At 61.5% G+C, this 13,682-nt stretch carries 13 protein-coding genes; 8 read left to right on the top strand and 5 right to left on the bottom strand.

Features of this window, described 5'->3' with window-relative positions:
* Positions 1 to 34: 34 nt before the first annotated feature.
* Positions 35 to 574, bottom strand: a complete 540-nt coding sequence (locus GC127_RS11555) for an NADPH-dependent FMN reductase (RefSeq protein WP_151978185.1) — start codon at positions 572 to 574, stop codon at positions 35 to 37.
* 182 nt (positions 575 to 756) lie between these two features.
* Positions 757 to 1,662, bottom strand: a complete 906-nt coding sequence (locus GC127_RS11550; protein ID WP_008281668.1) for a LysR family transcriptional regulator — start codon at positions 1,660 to 1,662, stop codon at positions 757 to 759.
* Between the two features lie 193 nt (positions 1,663 to 1,855).
* Between GC127_RS11550 and GC127_RS11545 the strand changes: the two genes are divergently transcribed.
* The gene (locus GC127_RS11545) at positions 1,856 to 2,299 is read left to right on the top strand and encodes a DUF4399 domain-containing protein (protein ID WP_008281667.1); all 444 of its coding nucleotides are present in this window, start codon (positions 1,856 to 1,858) and stop codon (positions 2,297 to 2,299) included.
* Between the two features lie 6 nt (positions 2,300 to 2,305).
* On the opposite strand, the gene GC127_RS11540 is transcribed toward GC127_RS11545, so the two are convergent.
* Both GC127_RS11540 and GC127_RS11535 read right to left on the bottom strand, forming a co-directional pair.
* Positions 2,306 to 4,333 (bottom strand): NADPH-dependent 2,4-dienoyl-CoA reductase, encoded by a 2,028-nt coding sequence (locus GC127_RS11540; RefSeq protein WP_151978183.1) that lies wholly within the window; start codon positions 4,331 to 4,333, stop codon positions 2,306 to 2,308.
* 152 nt (positions 4,334 to 4,485) lie between these two features.
* On the bottom strand, positions 4,486 to 5,406 hold the full coding sequence (locus tag GC127_RS11535; RefSeq protein ID WP_008281665.1) for a manganese-dependent inorganic pyrophosphatase: 921 nt from the start codon (positions 5,404 to 5,406) through the stop codon (positions 4,486 to 4,488).
* A gap of 257 nt (positions 5,407 to 5,663) precedes the next feature.
* On the opposite strand from GC127_RS11535, the gene GC127_RS11530 reads away from it, so the two are divergent.
* The 4 genes from GC127_RS11530 (at position 5,664) to GC127_RS11515 (ending at position 9,534) form a co-directional block, all read left to right on the top strand.
* Complete coding sequence (locus GC127_RS11530) at positions 5,664 to 5,951, top strand: co-chaperone GroES (RefSeq protein WP_008281664.1); 288 nt, start codon at positions 5,664 to 5,666, stop codon at positions 5,949 to 5,951.
* Between the two features lie 54 nt (positions 5,952 to 6,005).
* Complete coding sequence (gene groL / locus GC127_RS11525) at positions 6,006 to 7,646, top strand: chaperonin GroEL (protein ID WP_008281663.1); 1,641 nt, start codon at positions 6,006 to 6,008, stop codon at positions 7,644 to 7,646.
* Between the two features lie 169 nt (positions 7,647 to 7,815).
* Positions 7,816 to 8,499, top strand: a complete 684-nt coding sequence (locus GC127_RS11520; RefSeq protein ID WP_008281662.1) for an aquaporin — start codon at positions 7,816 to 7,818, stop codon at positions 8,497 to 8,499.
* Positions 8,500 to 8,655: 156 nt separating this feature from the next.
* On the top strand, positions 8,656 to 9,534 hold the full coding sequence (locus GC127_RS11515) for a DMT family transporter (protein ID WP_151978181.1): 879 nt from the start codon (positions 8,656 to 8,658) through the stop codon (positions 9,532 to 9,534).
* On the opposite strand, the gene GC127_RS11510 is transcribed toward GC127_RS11515, so the two are convergent.
* The gene (locus GC127_RS11510; protein WP_151978179.1) at positions 9,501 to 9,944 is read right to left on the bottom strand and encodes an NUDIX domain-containing protein; all 444 of its coding nucleotides are present in this window, start codon (positions 9,942 to 9,944) and stop codon (positions 9,501 to 9,503) included. The two genes, GC127_RS11515 and GC127_RS11510, sit on opposite strands and share 34 nt — an antisense overlap.
* A 123-nt stretch (positions 9,945 to 10,067) precedes the next feature.
* Between GC127_RS11510 and GC127_RS11505 the strand changes: the two genes are divergently transcribed.
* The 3 genes from GC127_RS11505 to GC127_RS11495 are packed head-to-tail and all read left to right on the top strand — an operon-like array spanning position 10,068 to position 13,672.
* Positions 10,068 to 11,753 (top strand): thiamine pyrophosphate-dependent enzyme, encoded by a 1,686-nt coding sequence (locus GC127_RS11505; RefSeq protein WP_151978177.1) that lies wholly within the window; start codon positions 10,068 to 10,070, stop codon positions 11,751 to 11,753.
* A 39-nt stretch (positions 11,754 to 11,792) separates the two neighbouring features.
* Entirely contained in the window at positions 11,793 to 12,521 is a 729-nt protein-coding gene (locus GC127_RS11500; RefSeq protein ID WP_112303074.1) for an alpha/beta fold hydrolase, read from the top strand.
* Positions 12,522 to 12,523: 2 nt separating this feature from the next.
* Positions 12,524 to 13,672, top strand: coding sequence for an alpha-D-ribose 1-methylphosphonate 5-triphosphate diphosphatase (locus tag GC127_RS11495; protein WP_199861237.1), 1,149 nt, complete (start codon positions 12,524 to 12,526; stop codon positions 13,670 to 13,672).
* The last annotated feature ends 10 nt before the right edge of the window (positions 13,673 to 13,682 follow it).

Raw genomic sequence — 13,682 nt, 5'->3', positions numbered from 1 at the left:
GATCGGGCCGCCCCTCAGGGGCGGCCCTTTGCGTTCAGACGACTTCGGCGCGCAGCGCAGCCATCCGCTCCGCCAAAAGTTTTCGCGATGTCTCATCCTTGAGCTTGCCCGCATCGTCAAAGGCGTTCATCGCCCCCGCGATCAAAACCGCCGTGCCCGGCACCAGCCGCGCCTGTAACTGCGTAAGGCAAGACAGCGTCATGAATTGTGCCGTCTCGCCCCCGGTGCGCCCGGCAGAGGCCGAGACCACCACAACGGGCTTGTTCTTGAACGCCGCCCCCGGCACCCGACTGATCCAATCCAGCCCGTTCTTGAGAACGCCGGTTATCCCTTTGTTGTATTCGGGTGCTCCAATGATCACGGCATCGGCGTCCTTGATCTGCTGCGCGAGGTGTTTCACCGCTTCTGGCACACCCTCTGCCTCTTCCAGATCACCATCGTAGAGCGGCAGATCAAGACTGCCGTCGCTGATCTCTGCGGGGCCGAATGCCTCTGCCGCCTCGGCCAGCAGCATGCGGTTATACGATCCCTTGCGCAGCGATCCGGAAATCAACAGAAGTTTTGGGTTAGCCATGTGTCATCCTCTCACGGGTTTATCAGTTTCACTGATCAAACTGGGGCGATGGAGGGAATTTGACAATATGAAGTGACTGCACAGGGCTTGTGCGCCACACCGGCACCGAATGAAAAACCCCGGCGCGGCGAGCAGACCGCGGCCGGGGCAGGCACCCGCCATGCGTGGCGAGGAGGACGACGTTACCAGTCCACCGGGCCTTTATCGGCGAATTGATGGACCAGAAAATCTATAAAGGCGCGCACCTTGGGCTGGGTGAACCGGCCCGGCGGGTAGACCGCATAAATGCCCTGCAATTCCAGAGGCAACTCGGGCATCGCATCTTCGACCAGCCCATCCGCCATCGCACGGGAATAAAGGAAGGACGGAAGATAGGCGATACCCAAGCCAGAAATCGCGGCATTCAGCAGGGATTGCCCGTCATTCACACTTAGACCACCTGCCGTGCGCACCTGACGCTTTTCCCCCGAAGGCGCGGTCAGCTTCCATACCGCCCCGCCCGCTTGGCTAGAGTAATGCAAGAGCTTGTGTTCGTTCAGATCGTCGATCTTTTGCGGCCGCCCATGTTTTTGGAAATAGCCGGGGCTGGCGATCATGCGCTTGGTGGTCTCGGTCAGTTTCCGCGCCCGCAGGGTGCTGTCCTCCAGCTCTCCGATGCGCACGGCCATGTCAAAGCCTTCAGAAATCAGCTCAACATAGCGGTTATTCAGCACCATGTTGACGGTGATATCGGGGAATTCATCAAGGAACTGGCCCAGAACCGGGCTGAGATGATTGACCCCGAAATCTGTCGCCACAGAGATGCGCAACAGGCCAGAGGGATCGGATTGCATCGAACTCACCAGCGCGTCCGCTTCGCCCGCGTCGTTGAGCACGCGCAAGGCCCGGTCGTAATAGGCTAGGCCGATTTCAGTCGGGCTGACACGCCGCGTGGTGCGGTTCAGCAATCTTGCCCCCAAACGCGCCTCAAGCGACGACACGTGTTTGGACACGGCGGATTTTGATATGCCCATCTTACGGGCCGCGTCGGTAAATCCGCCCTGATCCACCACGGTGGCGAAGGCTTCCATTTCGGTCAGGCGATCCATCCTAATACCTCTGAATTGCGTCTTGAGGGCCTTTGTGACGGGAAAATCAGGCACAACTGGGGCGCTTGCCGGACAATATCTGGATTTCGTCGGCATCGTTCGCCAGCTGGAAACACGGAAACATCAAGCTGCGATTGTTGACGGGTTAGGCCAACGCACCACCTATGTTACCATATCCTAGGGAGGAGCCACTATGACACGCATCATTGCAATCACTGCCGCCACCTTTCTGAGTCTCTCATTTCCCCTCTTCGCCGGGGATACCCCCGCACCTGAAGGGGCCGAGGTCTATTTCGTCAATCTCGAGGATGGGGCCACCGTTACAGCACCCGTCAAAGTTATCTTTGGTCTCAAAGGCATGGGCGTGGCCCCTGCCGGCACTGAAAAAGAGGCGACAGGCCACCATCACATTCTGGTCAACCGCCCGCCCTTGGGCGAAGGGCCGGACGGGGAGCAAGAGCTGACCGTCGGCCTGCCCGCGGATGAGAATCACCGCCATTTCGGCGGCGGCCAGACAGAGGCAACGCTTGATCTGGCACCGGGCACGCATACGCTGCAACTGGTGATGGGCGACCTCAACCATGTGCCGCACGCCCCACCCGTGGTGTCCGAAGTGATCACGATCACCGTCGAATAAACCGCGTCAGAGCGTGGCAGCCAGCCGCGTGCCCTGATCTATCGCGCGTTTCGCATCAAGTTCGGCGGCCAAATCCGCGCCGCCGATCACATGCGCCTCTATTCCGCGCGCCGCCAATGTATCGGCCAGACTGCGCTCGCTCACCTGCCCCGAGCAAAGCACGACGGTATCCGCCGCAATCAATGTCGGGCGTTCGCGGGCCTCGCCAAAACTCACGTGCAGCCCTTCTGCGTCAATCTTTTCGTAATTGACGCCACCGATCATCTCGACGCCCTTCATCTTGAGGGCGGCGCGATGAATCCAGCCTGTTGTTTTGCCCAACCGCTTGCCCGGTGCCTCTGCCTTGCGTTGCAAGAGCGTGACCTTGCGCGCAGCCGGCTCTGGCTGCGGTCCCTGCGGCGCGAGGCCTCCGCGCACCTCTGCCGGATCGCCCACGCCCCATTCGGTACGCCACAATGTGATGTCTTCGGTCGGGCTGATCCCCTCATGCACGAGGTATTCGGACACGTCGAAACCGATGCCGCCCGCGCCCACCACGGCCACGCGGTGGTCCACCTCTGCACCGCCCCGCAATACGTCAACATACGTCACCACATTCGGCCCATCCTGCCCCGGAATACCCGGATCGCGTGGAATCACGCCGGTGGCGATAATCACGGCATCAAAGCCGTCCAGATGATCGGCGGTCACCTCTTGCCCAAGACGCAGATCGACGCCCGACTCGGCCACCATGGTGCCAAACCAGTCCACCAGCCCGCGAAACTCTTCCTTGCCGGGGATGACCTTGGCCATGTTCAACTGACCGCCAAGCTCTGTCGCCCGGTCAAAGAGCGTCACCTGATGCCCTCGCCCCGCCGCCGTAATCGCCGCCGAGAGGCCCGCAGGCCCCGCACCGACCACCGCAATCCGCTTGGGCATTTCTGCGGGCGCAATCACCAGTTCCGTCTCATGGCAGGCGCGCGGATTGACCAGACAGGATGTCAGCTTGCCCGAAAATGTGTGATCAAGGCACGCCTGATTGCAGGCGATGCAGGGCGCAATCGTAGCGCTGCGCCCTGCCGCCGCTTTGTTCACAAACTCTGCATCCGCCAGAAACGGCCGCGCCATGCTGACCATATCAGCGGCCCCGCTTGCCAAAACCGCCTCGCCCACGTCAGGCGTGTTGATCCGGTTCGAGGTGATGACAGGAATCCCCACCTTGCCCATCAGTTTTTTCGTAACCCAGGCAAAACCTGCACGCGGCACGCTGGTTGCAATCGTGGGAATCCGCGCCTCATGCCAGCCGATACCGGTATTGAGGATCGAAGCGCCTGCACGCTCAATTTCTTGCGCCAATTGCACGACTTCGTCATGGGTGCTGCCACCCGGCACCAGATCAATCATGCTAAGCCGGTAAATGATGATGAAATCATCCCCCACCGCCGCCCGCGCACGCCGCACCACCTCAATCGGCAGGCGCATCCGGTTCTCATACGACCCGCCCCAGCGATCCTCGCGCTTGTTGGTGTGGGTCACAAGAAACTGGTTGAGGAAATACCCCTCGGACCCCATGATCTCGACCCCGTCATAGCCTGCCTCGCGCGCACGCTGCGCGGCGGTGACGATATCGGCGATCTGCTTTTCGATCCCCTCCTCGTCCAATGCCTTGGGCGTAAAGGGCGAAATCGGCGACTTGATGGCTGAGGCGCTGACGCATTCCTTGCCATAGGCGTAGCGGCCAGCGTGCAGGATTTGCATCGCGATCAGCCCCCCCGCCTCGTGCACCCGGTCCGTGACGATGCGGTGATTGGTGATATCCTCGGGCGTGAATAGCCCTGCCGCGCCGGGAAATACGCCGCCCTCGCGATTGGGGGCCATGCCGCCCGTGACCATAAGGCCAACACCGCCGCGCGCCCGTGCCGCATAAAACTCTGCCACCCGGTTCCAATCGCGGGTTTCCTCCAACCCGGTGTGCATGGACCCCATAAGCACGCGATTTTTCAAGGTCACGTGCCCCAGATCAAGCGGGCTCAGAAGATGCGGATATTCGGACATGGCGGACCTCCCTTGGCTGGAATGCACCATGGCGCGGCACCGCGATATTGTCACCCCGGAACGCTGCGTTATGGCGTCTGCGGCCAGATTCGACCCTCTGAAACGAAAAGGGCCGCCCATCGGCGGCCCTGCTCGAAATCTCTATATGACGTTCAGAGCGCCAGATTGGGGATGATCTGCTTTTTGCGGCTCATGATACCCGGCAGAACCACGGCATCACCCGACACGGTCGCGCCAAAGCTTTTTTCCGCAACTGTCTTGACCAGATCGTTGGGCACCAGAAGCGTGGCTTCTTCATTCAGAATATCCACCACAAAGAGCAGCACCTGATCGACACCATCCTCAGCGGCGACGGTGGTCATGCTCTGCATCAGGCTTGCCTTGCGGTCGAGCACGATGGCGGGCGATGTGGTTTCAAGCACGCTCACGCGGAACGACTTGCCACCAACCTCATATTCCTTTGAATCCATGCGCAGCAGTTCAGCATCGGAAAAGGCCGAGACATCGGATTTGGCGGCAAACATTTCGGCGGCATAGTCGGGGATCGAAATGCCCAGATCGGCAGCCAGTTTTTCGGCCACAGCGCGGTCATGTGGGGTGGTCGTGGGCGAGCGGAATTCGAGCGTGTCTGACAGGATGCAAGTCAGCGCCGTGCCCTTGGCCCAGCTTGGCATTTTCGCGGCATCGTCGCCCATCAGGTCAAGCATGATGGTCGCGGTGCAGGCCAGCGGGCGCACGGTGATGTCAATCGGGCCTTTGGTTTCCAAACCGCCCACCAGCTTGTGATGGTCGATGATTGCCTGAATGTCGGCGTTGTTGATGTTGGCGGGCAATTCGGCCGGGTTGTTGGTGTCCACGATCACGCAAGGCTGACCGGCGTCGACATCGGCAATGATACGCGGCTTGGGCAGGTCCCATTTGCGCAGGAGAAAGGCAGCCTCGGTATTGGGCTCGCCCAAAAGGACAGCTTCGGCCTGCGCACCTTTCACCTCATTGAGATACCAAGCCCAGAGAATAGGCGAGCCGGTGGAATCGGTGTCGGGGGATTTATGGCCGAAAACAAGCGTGGTCATAGGGGTCATCCTGTCATTGATGCGGGTTTGCGCGCCTTATAGGTGGGTGGGCACGGCTTGTCACCTGCCCGATGCTGCACTGCGGCATAAAATCCCAAAGCGGGGTTGGTCGAAAAGGTAATTTTTGAGGATCAAAACGGTTGACTCACCCCGGCGCACTCCCTAGCTATGCGCCGTTAGCACTCGAACCCCATGAGTGCTAATGATCTCCAAACGGGGATCATTAGGGAGTAACTTTGAGCCAAGGAGCCTCAGAGATGGCATTTAAACCGCTGCATGACCGCGTGCTTGTCCGCCGCGTTGAAAGCGAAGCTAAAACCGCGGGCGGGTTGATCATTCCCGACAGCGCCAAAGAAAAACCGAGCCAGGGCCAAGTTGTGTCCTGCGGCGATGGCGCCCGCAAGGACAATGGCGAACTGATCGCAATGGCCGTCAAGGCTGGCGACACCATTCTGTTCGGCAAATGGTCCGGCACCGAAGTCACGGTCGACGGCGAAGAGCTGCTGATCATGAAGGAAAGCGACATTCTGGGCGTGATTTCGTAAGGGCATTCCCCCTTACGCTGATCCAACCGGAAATCAAACACGGGAGCACCTCAAATGGCTGCAAAAGACGTACGCTTTAATACCGACGCCCGCAATCGCATGCTCAAGGGCGTGAACATTCTGGCCGATGCGGTCAAAGTAACCCTCGGCCCCAAAGGCCGGAACGTGGTTCTGGACAAATCCTTTGGCGCACCGCGCATCACCAAGGACGGTGTATCGGTTGCCAAGGAAATCGAACTGGAAGACAAGTTCGAGAACATGGGCGCGCAGATGGTGAAAGAAGTCGCCAGCCGCACCAATGACGAGGCCGGCGACGGCACCACCACCGCGACGGTTCTGGCTCAGGCCATCGTCAAGGAAGGCATGAAGGCGGTTGCCGCCGGCATGAACCCGATGGACCTCAAGCGTGGTATCGATCTGGCCACCAGCAAGGTTGTCGAGGCCATCAAAGCCGCATCGCGCCCCGTCAACGACAGCGCCGAAGTGGCGCAGGTTGGCACCATTTCTGCCAATGGCGAGGCCGAAATTGGCCGTCAGATCGCAGAAGCGATGCAGAAAGTCGGCAACGAGGGTGTCATCACCGTCGAAGAGAACAAAGGCCTCGAGACCGAGACCGATGTCGTCGAAGGCATGCAGTTCGACCGTGGCTATCTCAGCCCCTATTTCGTCACCAATGCTGACAAAATGGTTGCGGACCTTGAGGACTGCCTCATCCTGCTGCACGAGAAGAAACTCTCGAGCCTTCAGCCGATGGTGCCGCTGCTCGAGCAAGTGATCCAGTCGCAAAAACCGCTCCTGATCATTGCCGAAGATGTCGAAGGCGAAGCCCTCGCAACGCTGGTCGTGAACAAGCTGCGTGGCGGTCTCAAGATCGCTGCCGTCAAGGCCCCCGGCTTTGGCGACCGTCGCAAGGCGATGCTGCAGGATATCGCCATTCTGACCGGTGGTCAGGTGATTTCCGAAGACCTCGGCATGAAGCTTGAGAATGTCGGCATGGACATGCTGGGCCGCGCCAAGAAAGTTTCGATCACCAAAGACGCCACCACCATCGTCGATGGTGCGGGCGAAAAGGCCGAGATCGAAGCACGCGTCAGCCAAATCCGCCAGCAGATCGAGGACACCACCTCGGACTATGACCGCGAGAAGCTGCAAGAGCGCGTGGCCAAACTGGCCGGTGGCGTTGCTGTCATCCGCGTTGGCGGCATGACCGAGATCGAAGTGAAAGAGCGCAAGGACCGCGTCGATGACGCGCTCAATGCAACCCGCGCAGCCGTGCAAGAAGGCATCGTTGTCGGCGGTGGTGTGGCTCTGGTTCAGGCGGCCAAGAAACTGGCCGGTCTTGAAGGTGTCAACAGTGACCAGAACGCCGGTATCGCCATCGTGCGCCGCGCGCTCGAAGCGCCGCTGCGCCAGATCGCAGAGAATGCCGGTGTTGACGGCTCCGTCGTCGCAGGCAAAATCCGCGAGAGCTCTGACGCCAAGTTCGGCTATAACGCACAGACTGATGAATATGGCGACATGTTCAAGTTTGGCGTCATCGACCCGGCCAAGGTTGTCCGCACCGCTCTCGAAGATGCCTCTTCGATCGCAGGCCTGTTGATCACCACCGAAGCGATGGTGGCCGACAAGCCGCAAAAAGAAAACGCCGGTGGCGGCGGTATGCCCGACATGGGCGGCATGGGCGGCATGATGTAAATCACGCTTGCCTTGTGCAATCGGATCGGGGCTGCCTTCGGGCGGCCCCTTTTTTTTGGACGGTGACCGGGCATCAAATACGTAACCCAAACACCGAAAATTCCCCATTCCAGAGATTGAAACCCGCGATAATCTAGCGCTGTTCAACAAGTTCAGCAGGTGGTTTCCAATGCAAAAGCAACTGGCCGAGTTTATCGGCACTTTCACTCTTGTTCTCTTTGGCTGTGGGGCGGCAGTGCTTGCCGGGGGCGATATCGGCCTTGCAGGCATCAGCTTTGCCTTTGGCTTTGCCCTGATTGGCATGGCCTATGGCATCGGTCCGGTTTCGGGCTGCCATATCAACCCAGCGGTATCGTTGGGGGCGGTTGCGGCGGGCCGCATGTCCCTGACCACGGCGGCGGGCTATATCGTGGCGCAAATCCTGGGCGCTGTGGCAGGGGCCTTCGTATTGATGACGATCGCAAGCGGCAAGGCGGATTACAGCCTTGCCCAAAACGGGCTGGGCCAGAATGGCTGGGGTCCGGGCTATCTGGGCGAATACACCATGACGGCGGCTTTCCTCTTCGAGGTCGTGGCGAGTTTTCTGTTCATGGTCGTGATCCTTGGGGCCACCGGCAAAGGCGCACCCGCGCATCTGGCGGGGCTGGCCATCGGCATTGCCCTTGTGGTGATCCACCTCGTCGGCATCAACGTGACAGGCGTTTCGGTCAATCCGGCGCGCTCGATCGGGCCTGCGGTATTCGTCGGCGGCACCGCATTGGCGCAACTGTGGCTCTTTATCGTCGCCCCGGTGATCGGCACCGTCGCGGCGGGTCTGCTCTTTCGCAGCGGCCAGTTGGATGCGCAAAGCTGAGCAATCGGCATCTGGGGTCGCCCAAGGGCGGCCCTTTCCCGGCGCTGGCAATATCCGGCGGAAAGGTCGGGATTTGAGCCTGTGTAGACCGAGGAAAGCGGGCAGCTTCACGATCATCTGACTATACCCTGCGCGTCAGAGCGGGTAGCAACAGGCATGCGCCTTTTTCTTTTGACCGCCCTCACCATGATCGCCTTTGCCGCCAATTCGGTGCTGACCCGTATGGCTATTGCCGGGGGCGACATAGATGCCGTGAGCTTTGGGACGATCCGCCTGATCTCTGGCGCGGTGATGCTGGGGCTTTTGTGCCTTGTGCTGCGCGGTGGCCTGCGCCTGTTGGGGCCGGGGCGCGCGATTGGGGTCATGGCCCTTTTGATCTATCTCTACGGATTTTCCATAGCCTACCGGGGGCTTGATGCTGGTCTGGGCGCGCTGATCCTGTTTGGCGTGGTGCAGATCACCATGTTCGCGGGGGGACTCTTCGCGCGCGAGGCAATGCCAGTGCGGCGCTGGACCGGGGCCGGGCTGGCCTTTGCCGGGCTGGCGTGGCTGCTCTGGCCCGGAGGCGGACCACAGGTGAGCGTCATCCATGGCCTGCTGATGGCAGGGGCAGGCATAGGCTGGGGCGTCTATTCGTTGACGGGGCGCAAATCAGGCGATGCGCTGATGGCCACGGCCGCCAATTTCATCTGGGCCGCGCCCGTGGGCCTCTTGGTCGGCTGGCTGGTGCCCAAGGGGGCCGAGGGAATCGTGATCGGGCCGCAGGGCGTCTTGCTTGCGGTGCTGTCGGGGGCGGTGACATCCGGTTTGGGATACGCGCTTTGGTATAGCCTTCTGCCTCGGTTGGCGGCCTCGGTTGCGGCGGTGGCACAACTGACCGTGCCGGTCATTGCCATGGCAGGCGGCATGCTGTTTTTGGGCGAGGCGCTGAGCGCCGAATTCGTGCTGGCAAGCGCGCTGGTGCTGGGCGGCGTTGCGGTCTCGGTGATCCCGATGCGTCCTCAGGGACCAACGATTTCCTCCAAGGGATCGTAACCCATGCCGCGCTGAAAGGCGACGCGCGCGAGACTGTCGGGCTTGAACCGGAGGTTCCCCATCTCCGCCTCTGTCACCCAACGCCTGCGGGTTACAATCTGCTCGGGATCGCGCCAATCCTCCGAAAGCGCTCCTGCAACCACTGTGCAGCGAAAGAACACCTCGACCTGATGAAAGCCTGTGGCGGGCGCATGAAACTCGTTGATCAGGCAGGGTGTGCCCACGCGGATCGTCAATCCGGTCTCCTCATGGACCTCTCGCATCAGGTTCTCGGGCAGCGATGTGCCCAGCTCGACCCCGCCGCCCGGCGCACACCACAGCGTGCTGGCGGCATCGGCATAGGCATTGACCAGCAACAACCTCCCCTGATCCACAATCACGGCGCGGGCAGCAAGGCGGGGCGAAGGCATGAGAACACCTGAGGCAAAGATCGACTGGGCCAACCCTAGGCGGCAGGTCGACCGGTGAAAAGGGGTTGTCTTTGCCCCCCGCCTTGGGCCAGCTTGCGCGCGACCAAGACAAAGGAGCAGGACATGGGAACCAACACGCGCAACGGCGGGCAATTGCTGGTGGATTGCCTGCTGGCATTGGGGGCGCGGCACAGTTTCGGCGTGCCGGGCGAGAGCTATCTTGCGGTATTGGATGCCTTGCACGACACAGCCGGGCGACTTGATTTTACCCTATGCCGCCAAGAGGGCGGAGCCGCCTTTATGGCCGCAGCCTATGGCAAGCTGACGGGCCGTCCTGGCATCTGTTGGGTCACGCGCGGGCCGGGGGCGACCAATGCCGCAATCGGGGTGCATACCGCGATGCAGGATAGTGCGCCGATGATCCTTTTTGTGGGTCAGGTAGGCACCGATATGAAAGGGCGCGAGGCATTCCAAGAGCTGGACTACCGCGCTGTGTTTGGCACGATGGTGAAATGGGCGGTCGAGATTGATCAGGTGGGCCGCATCCCCGAAATCGTGGCGCGGGCGTGGAAAACCGCCGTGACGGGCCGCCCCGGCCCGGTGGTGGTGGCCCTGCCCGAGGATATGCTGACCGATATGACAGAGGTGCCGCCGCTCTCCGGCCCGGGAACCTATCCAGAGCCGGAACCGGGGGCTCAGGCCATAACCAAAGCGCGCGCAATGCTGGCGGGGGCCAAGCGGCCTCTCCTTCTCTATGGTGGCTGCAACTGGACAGACGTAGGGCGCGCAGCCCTGCAAGAATTTGCAGCGGCGTCCGACATCCCGGTCGTCTCGGTCTTTCGCTATCAGGATCAGTTCGACAATCACGCGCCGGTCTTTTGCGGCGAGGCGGGCGTGGGCATGGTGCCCAATGTGCGCCGCCTCTTGGCTGAGGCGGATGTCATTCTGGCCGTCAACAACCGCTTTGGCGAGAACTCGACCGATGGATATACGGTGTTTGACCTGCCAGAGCCGCAGCAACGTCTGATCCATGTGCATGGTTCAGATCTGGAATTGGGCAAGGTTTATCAGCCGGAACTGGGCATTCAGGCCGGGCCGAATGCCTTTGCGCACGCCTTGAACGCAGGTGGGTCGGTGCAAGGGGATTGGGCCGCTTGGCGGGCCGAGGCGCGCGCCGGGTATGAGGCGGGGTTTGACCTGCCTGACCTGCCCTCGCCCGTCGATATGGGCAAGGTCACAGCCTATCTTCGCAAGGTTCTGCCCGAGGATGCGATCATCACCAATGGCGCGGGCAATTTTGCGATCTGGTCAGGGCGGTTCCTGAAATACGGGGCTGCGATGCGCCTCTTGGCTCCGCAATCGGGGGCCATGGGCTATGGCATCCCAGCGGCGATTGCCGCCAAAGTCGTGCATCCAGAGCGGCGCGTGCTCTGCTTTGCGGGGGATGGTGATTTTCAGATGACCTGTCAGGAACTGGCCACCGCCGCACAGGCGGGGGCGCAGCCGGTCATTCTCATCCTTAACAATGGCATCTACGGCACCATCCGCGCGCATCAGGAACGCAACTATCCCGAACGCGTCTCGGGCACGGATATGGTCAATCCCGATTTTTCGGCCCTCGCGCGCGCCTATGGCTTTCACGCCGAGCGGGTAGAGCGCACCGAGGATTTCGCAGATGCGTTCACCCGCGCCTGCGCCTCGCCGACCGGTGCCGTGCTCGATCTTGTGATCTCGACCGAGGCGCTGACCCCGCGCATGACGCTCAGCCAGATGCGTGCAGCAGGCTTGGCCAAACGCGACGGCGCGTGACCCCTGTTCAGCACGCGCATTTGCGCCTATGGGGACGACATGAGCAGAATGACCATCCTTGCAGGCCTGATTTTGGCCCTCTGGACCACGGCGGCGCGGGCCGATTGCGTGGTGCTCTTGCATGGGTTGGCGCGCTCGGACGCATCTTTTGTCATCCTGCAAGAGGTGCTTGAGGCCCGCGGATATGACGTCTTCAGCCCCGATTACCCCTCGACCGAAGAGGAAATCGAGCGGCTCGCACGCGAAACGCTGCCCTTTGCGGTCCGGGTTTGCGGCGCGACGCGGGTGCATTTCGTCACACATTCCATGGGCGGCATCCTCTTGCGGCTCTGGCTCAAGGACAACCGCCCTGACCAGATGGGCCGGGTCGTGATGCTGGCCCCACCCAACCATGGCAGCGAATTGGTGGATGAACTGGGCGGGCTCGAACTTTTCCGCTGGCTCAACGGGCCTGCGGGTCTTCAGCTGGAAACCGGGCCGGGCGGCGTGCCGGAAAACCTTCCGCCTGTGGATTTCGAGTTGGGGGTGATCGCCGGCACCCGCTCGCTCAACCCCTATTTTTCCAGCCTGATCGACGGGCCGGACGATGGCAAAGTCTCGGTCGCCTCAACCCGTGTCGAAGGCATGGCGGATCATATCACTCTGCCAGTCACGCATACCTTTCTGATGAATAACCCCCTCGTGATCGCGCAGGTCGAGGAATTTCTGGCGCAGGGCCAATTCAACCATGGCCTGACGCTTGGCGATGTGCTCCTCGGGTGGAGATGACAATGACAACGCTTGAGATCACATTGCGCGGGGCGCAGGTGCTGACAGCCGAGGGGCTGACAGCCTGCGACCTCTCGCTCAGCAACGGGCGGATTGCCGACGCGCCATCGGGCCGCGCGGTTGATCTGGACGGCTATATGATCCTGCCCGGCATCGTCGATATTCATGGTGATGGGTTCGAGCGGCATCTGGCCCCCCGGCGCGGCGCGATGAAGGACCTCGCCCAAGGCATGATCGCAACCGAGGCGGAACTGGCGGCCAATGGCATCACCACTGCTGTTCTGGCGCAGTTCTATAGCTGGGAAGGCGGCATGCGCGGGCCGGAATTCGCCGATCAGGTCTTTGCGGCCCTGACTGCGGTGCGCGAGCATGTCGAAACCGATCTGCACGCACAATTGCGCTTTGAAATGTCGCTGCTCGATGACTACCCCGCTGTCGAAGACATGGTCGCACGCCACGGCATCGGCTATGTCGTGTTCAACGACCACCTGCCGCACAAGGCACTTGCTGCGGGCAAAAAACCGCAAGGTCTGACCGGGCAAGCGCTGCGCATCGGGCGCAATCCCGAAAAGCATCTCGAATATATCCAAGGCCTGCACGCGCGACTACCCGAGGTCGGCCCCGCACTGGACCGCCTTTCCACAGGTTTGGCCGCGCGCGGCGTGCGGCTGGGCAGTCATGACGATGCCACCGCCGAAGGCCGCAGGCAGGCGCGCGCGCGCGGTATGACCATCGCCGAATTCCCCGAAACGCTCGAAGCCGCAGAAGAGGCGCGCACGGGCGGTGATGCCGTCATCATGGGCGCGCCCAATCTGGTGCGCGGGGGATCACACAAGGGCAATGTCAGCGCGGTTGGTCTGGTGGCGATGGGTCTCGTGGATGCGCTGGCTTCTGATTACCATTACCCCTCGCTCAGGCGCGCGGCCTTTCTTCTGGCGGATGGCGGGGTCTGTGATCTGGCGACCGCTTGGGGGCTGATATCCTCTGGTCCGGCGCGGCTCTTGGGGCTGTCGGACCGCGGCACGCTCCGCCCCGGCCAACGTGCCGATCTTGTTATCCTCGCGGCCGATACACGCCGCGTGGTGGCAACCATGGCTGAGGGGCGGATCAGCTATATGGCAGGCGCGGTGGCCCGCCGCTTTATCGGCTAAGGCACCACGC

Origin of the sequence: Roseovarius sp. EC-HK134 (assembly GCF_902498815.1) — a bacterium.
Classification (GTDB): domain Bacteria; phylum Pseudomonadota; class Alphaproteobacteria; order Rhodobacterales; family Rhodobacteraceae; genus Roseovarius; species Roseovarius mucosus_A.
The sequence above is the reverse complement of the archived record's forward strand: the minus strand, read 5'-3'. Positions and strand labels throughout refer to the sequence as shown.

Excerpts from the sequence above, each read along its gene's own strand:
- GC127_RS11540 (WP_151978183.1), bottom strand. The coding sequence starts at position 4,333 with ATGTCCGAATATCCGCATCTTCTGAGCCCGCTTGATCTGGGGCACGTG.
- GC127_RS11545 (WP_008281667.1), top strand. The coding sequence starts at position 1,856 with ATGACACGCATCATTGCAATCACTGCCGCCACCTTTCTGAGTCTCTCA.
- GC127_RS11495 (WP_199861237.1), top strand. The coding sequence starts at position 12,524 with ATGACAACGCTTGAGATCACATTGCGCGGGGCGCAGGTGCTGACAGCC.
- GC127_RS11510 (WP_151978179.1), bottom strand. The coding sequence starts at position 9,944 with ATGCCTTCGCCCCGCCTTGCTGCCCGCGCCGTGATTGTGGATCAGGGG.
- GC127_RS11500 (WP_112303074.1), top strand. The coding sequence starts at position 11,793 with ATGAGCAGAATGACCATCCTTGCAGGCCTGATTTTGGCCCTCTGGACC.
- GC127_RS11535 (WP_008281665.1), bottom strand. The coding sequence starts at position 5,406 with ATGACCACGCTTGTTTTCGGCCATAAATCCCCCGACACCGATTCCACC.
- GC127_RS11550 (WP_008281668.1), bottom strand. The coding sequence starts at position 1,662 with ATGGATCGCCTGACCGAAATGGAAGCCTTCGCCACCGTGGTGGATCAG.
- GC127_RS11555 (WP_151978185.1), bottom strand. The coding sequence starts at position 574 with ATGGCTAACCCAAAACTTCTGTTGATTTCCGGATCGCTGCGCAAGGGA.
- GC127_RS11505 (WP_151978177.1), top strand. The coding sequence starts at position 10,068 with ATGGGAACCAACACGCGCAACGGCGGGCAATTGCTGGTGGATTGCCTG.
- groL (WP_008281663.1), top strand. The coding sequence starts at position 6,006 with ATGGCTGCAAAAGACGTACGCTTTAATACCGACGCCCGCAATCGCATG.
- GC127_RS11515 (WP_151978181.1), top strand. The coding sequence starts at position 8,656 with ATGCGCCTTTTTCTTTTGACCGCCCTCACCATGATCGCCTTTGCCGCC.
- GC127_RS11530 (WP_008281664.1), top strand. The coding sequence starts at position 5,664 with ATGGCATTTAAACCGCTGCATGACCGCGTGCTTGTCCGCCGCGTTGAA.
- GC127_RS11520 (WP_008281662.1), top strand. The coding sequence starts at position 7,816 with ATGCAAAAGCAACTGGCCGAGTTTATCGGCACTTTCACTCTTGTTCTC.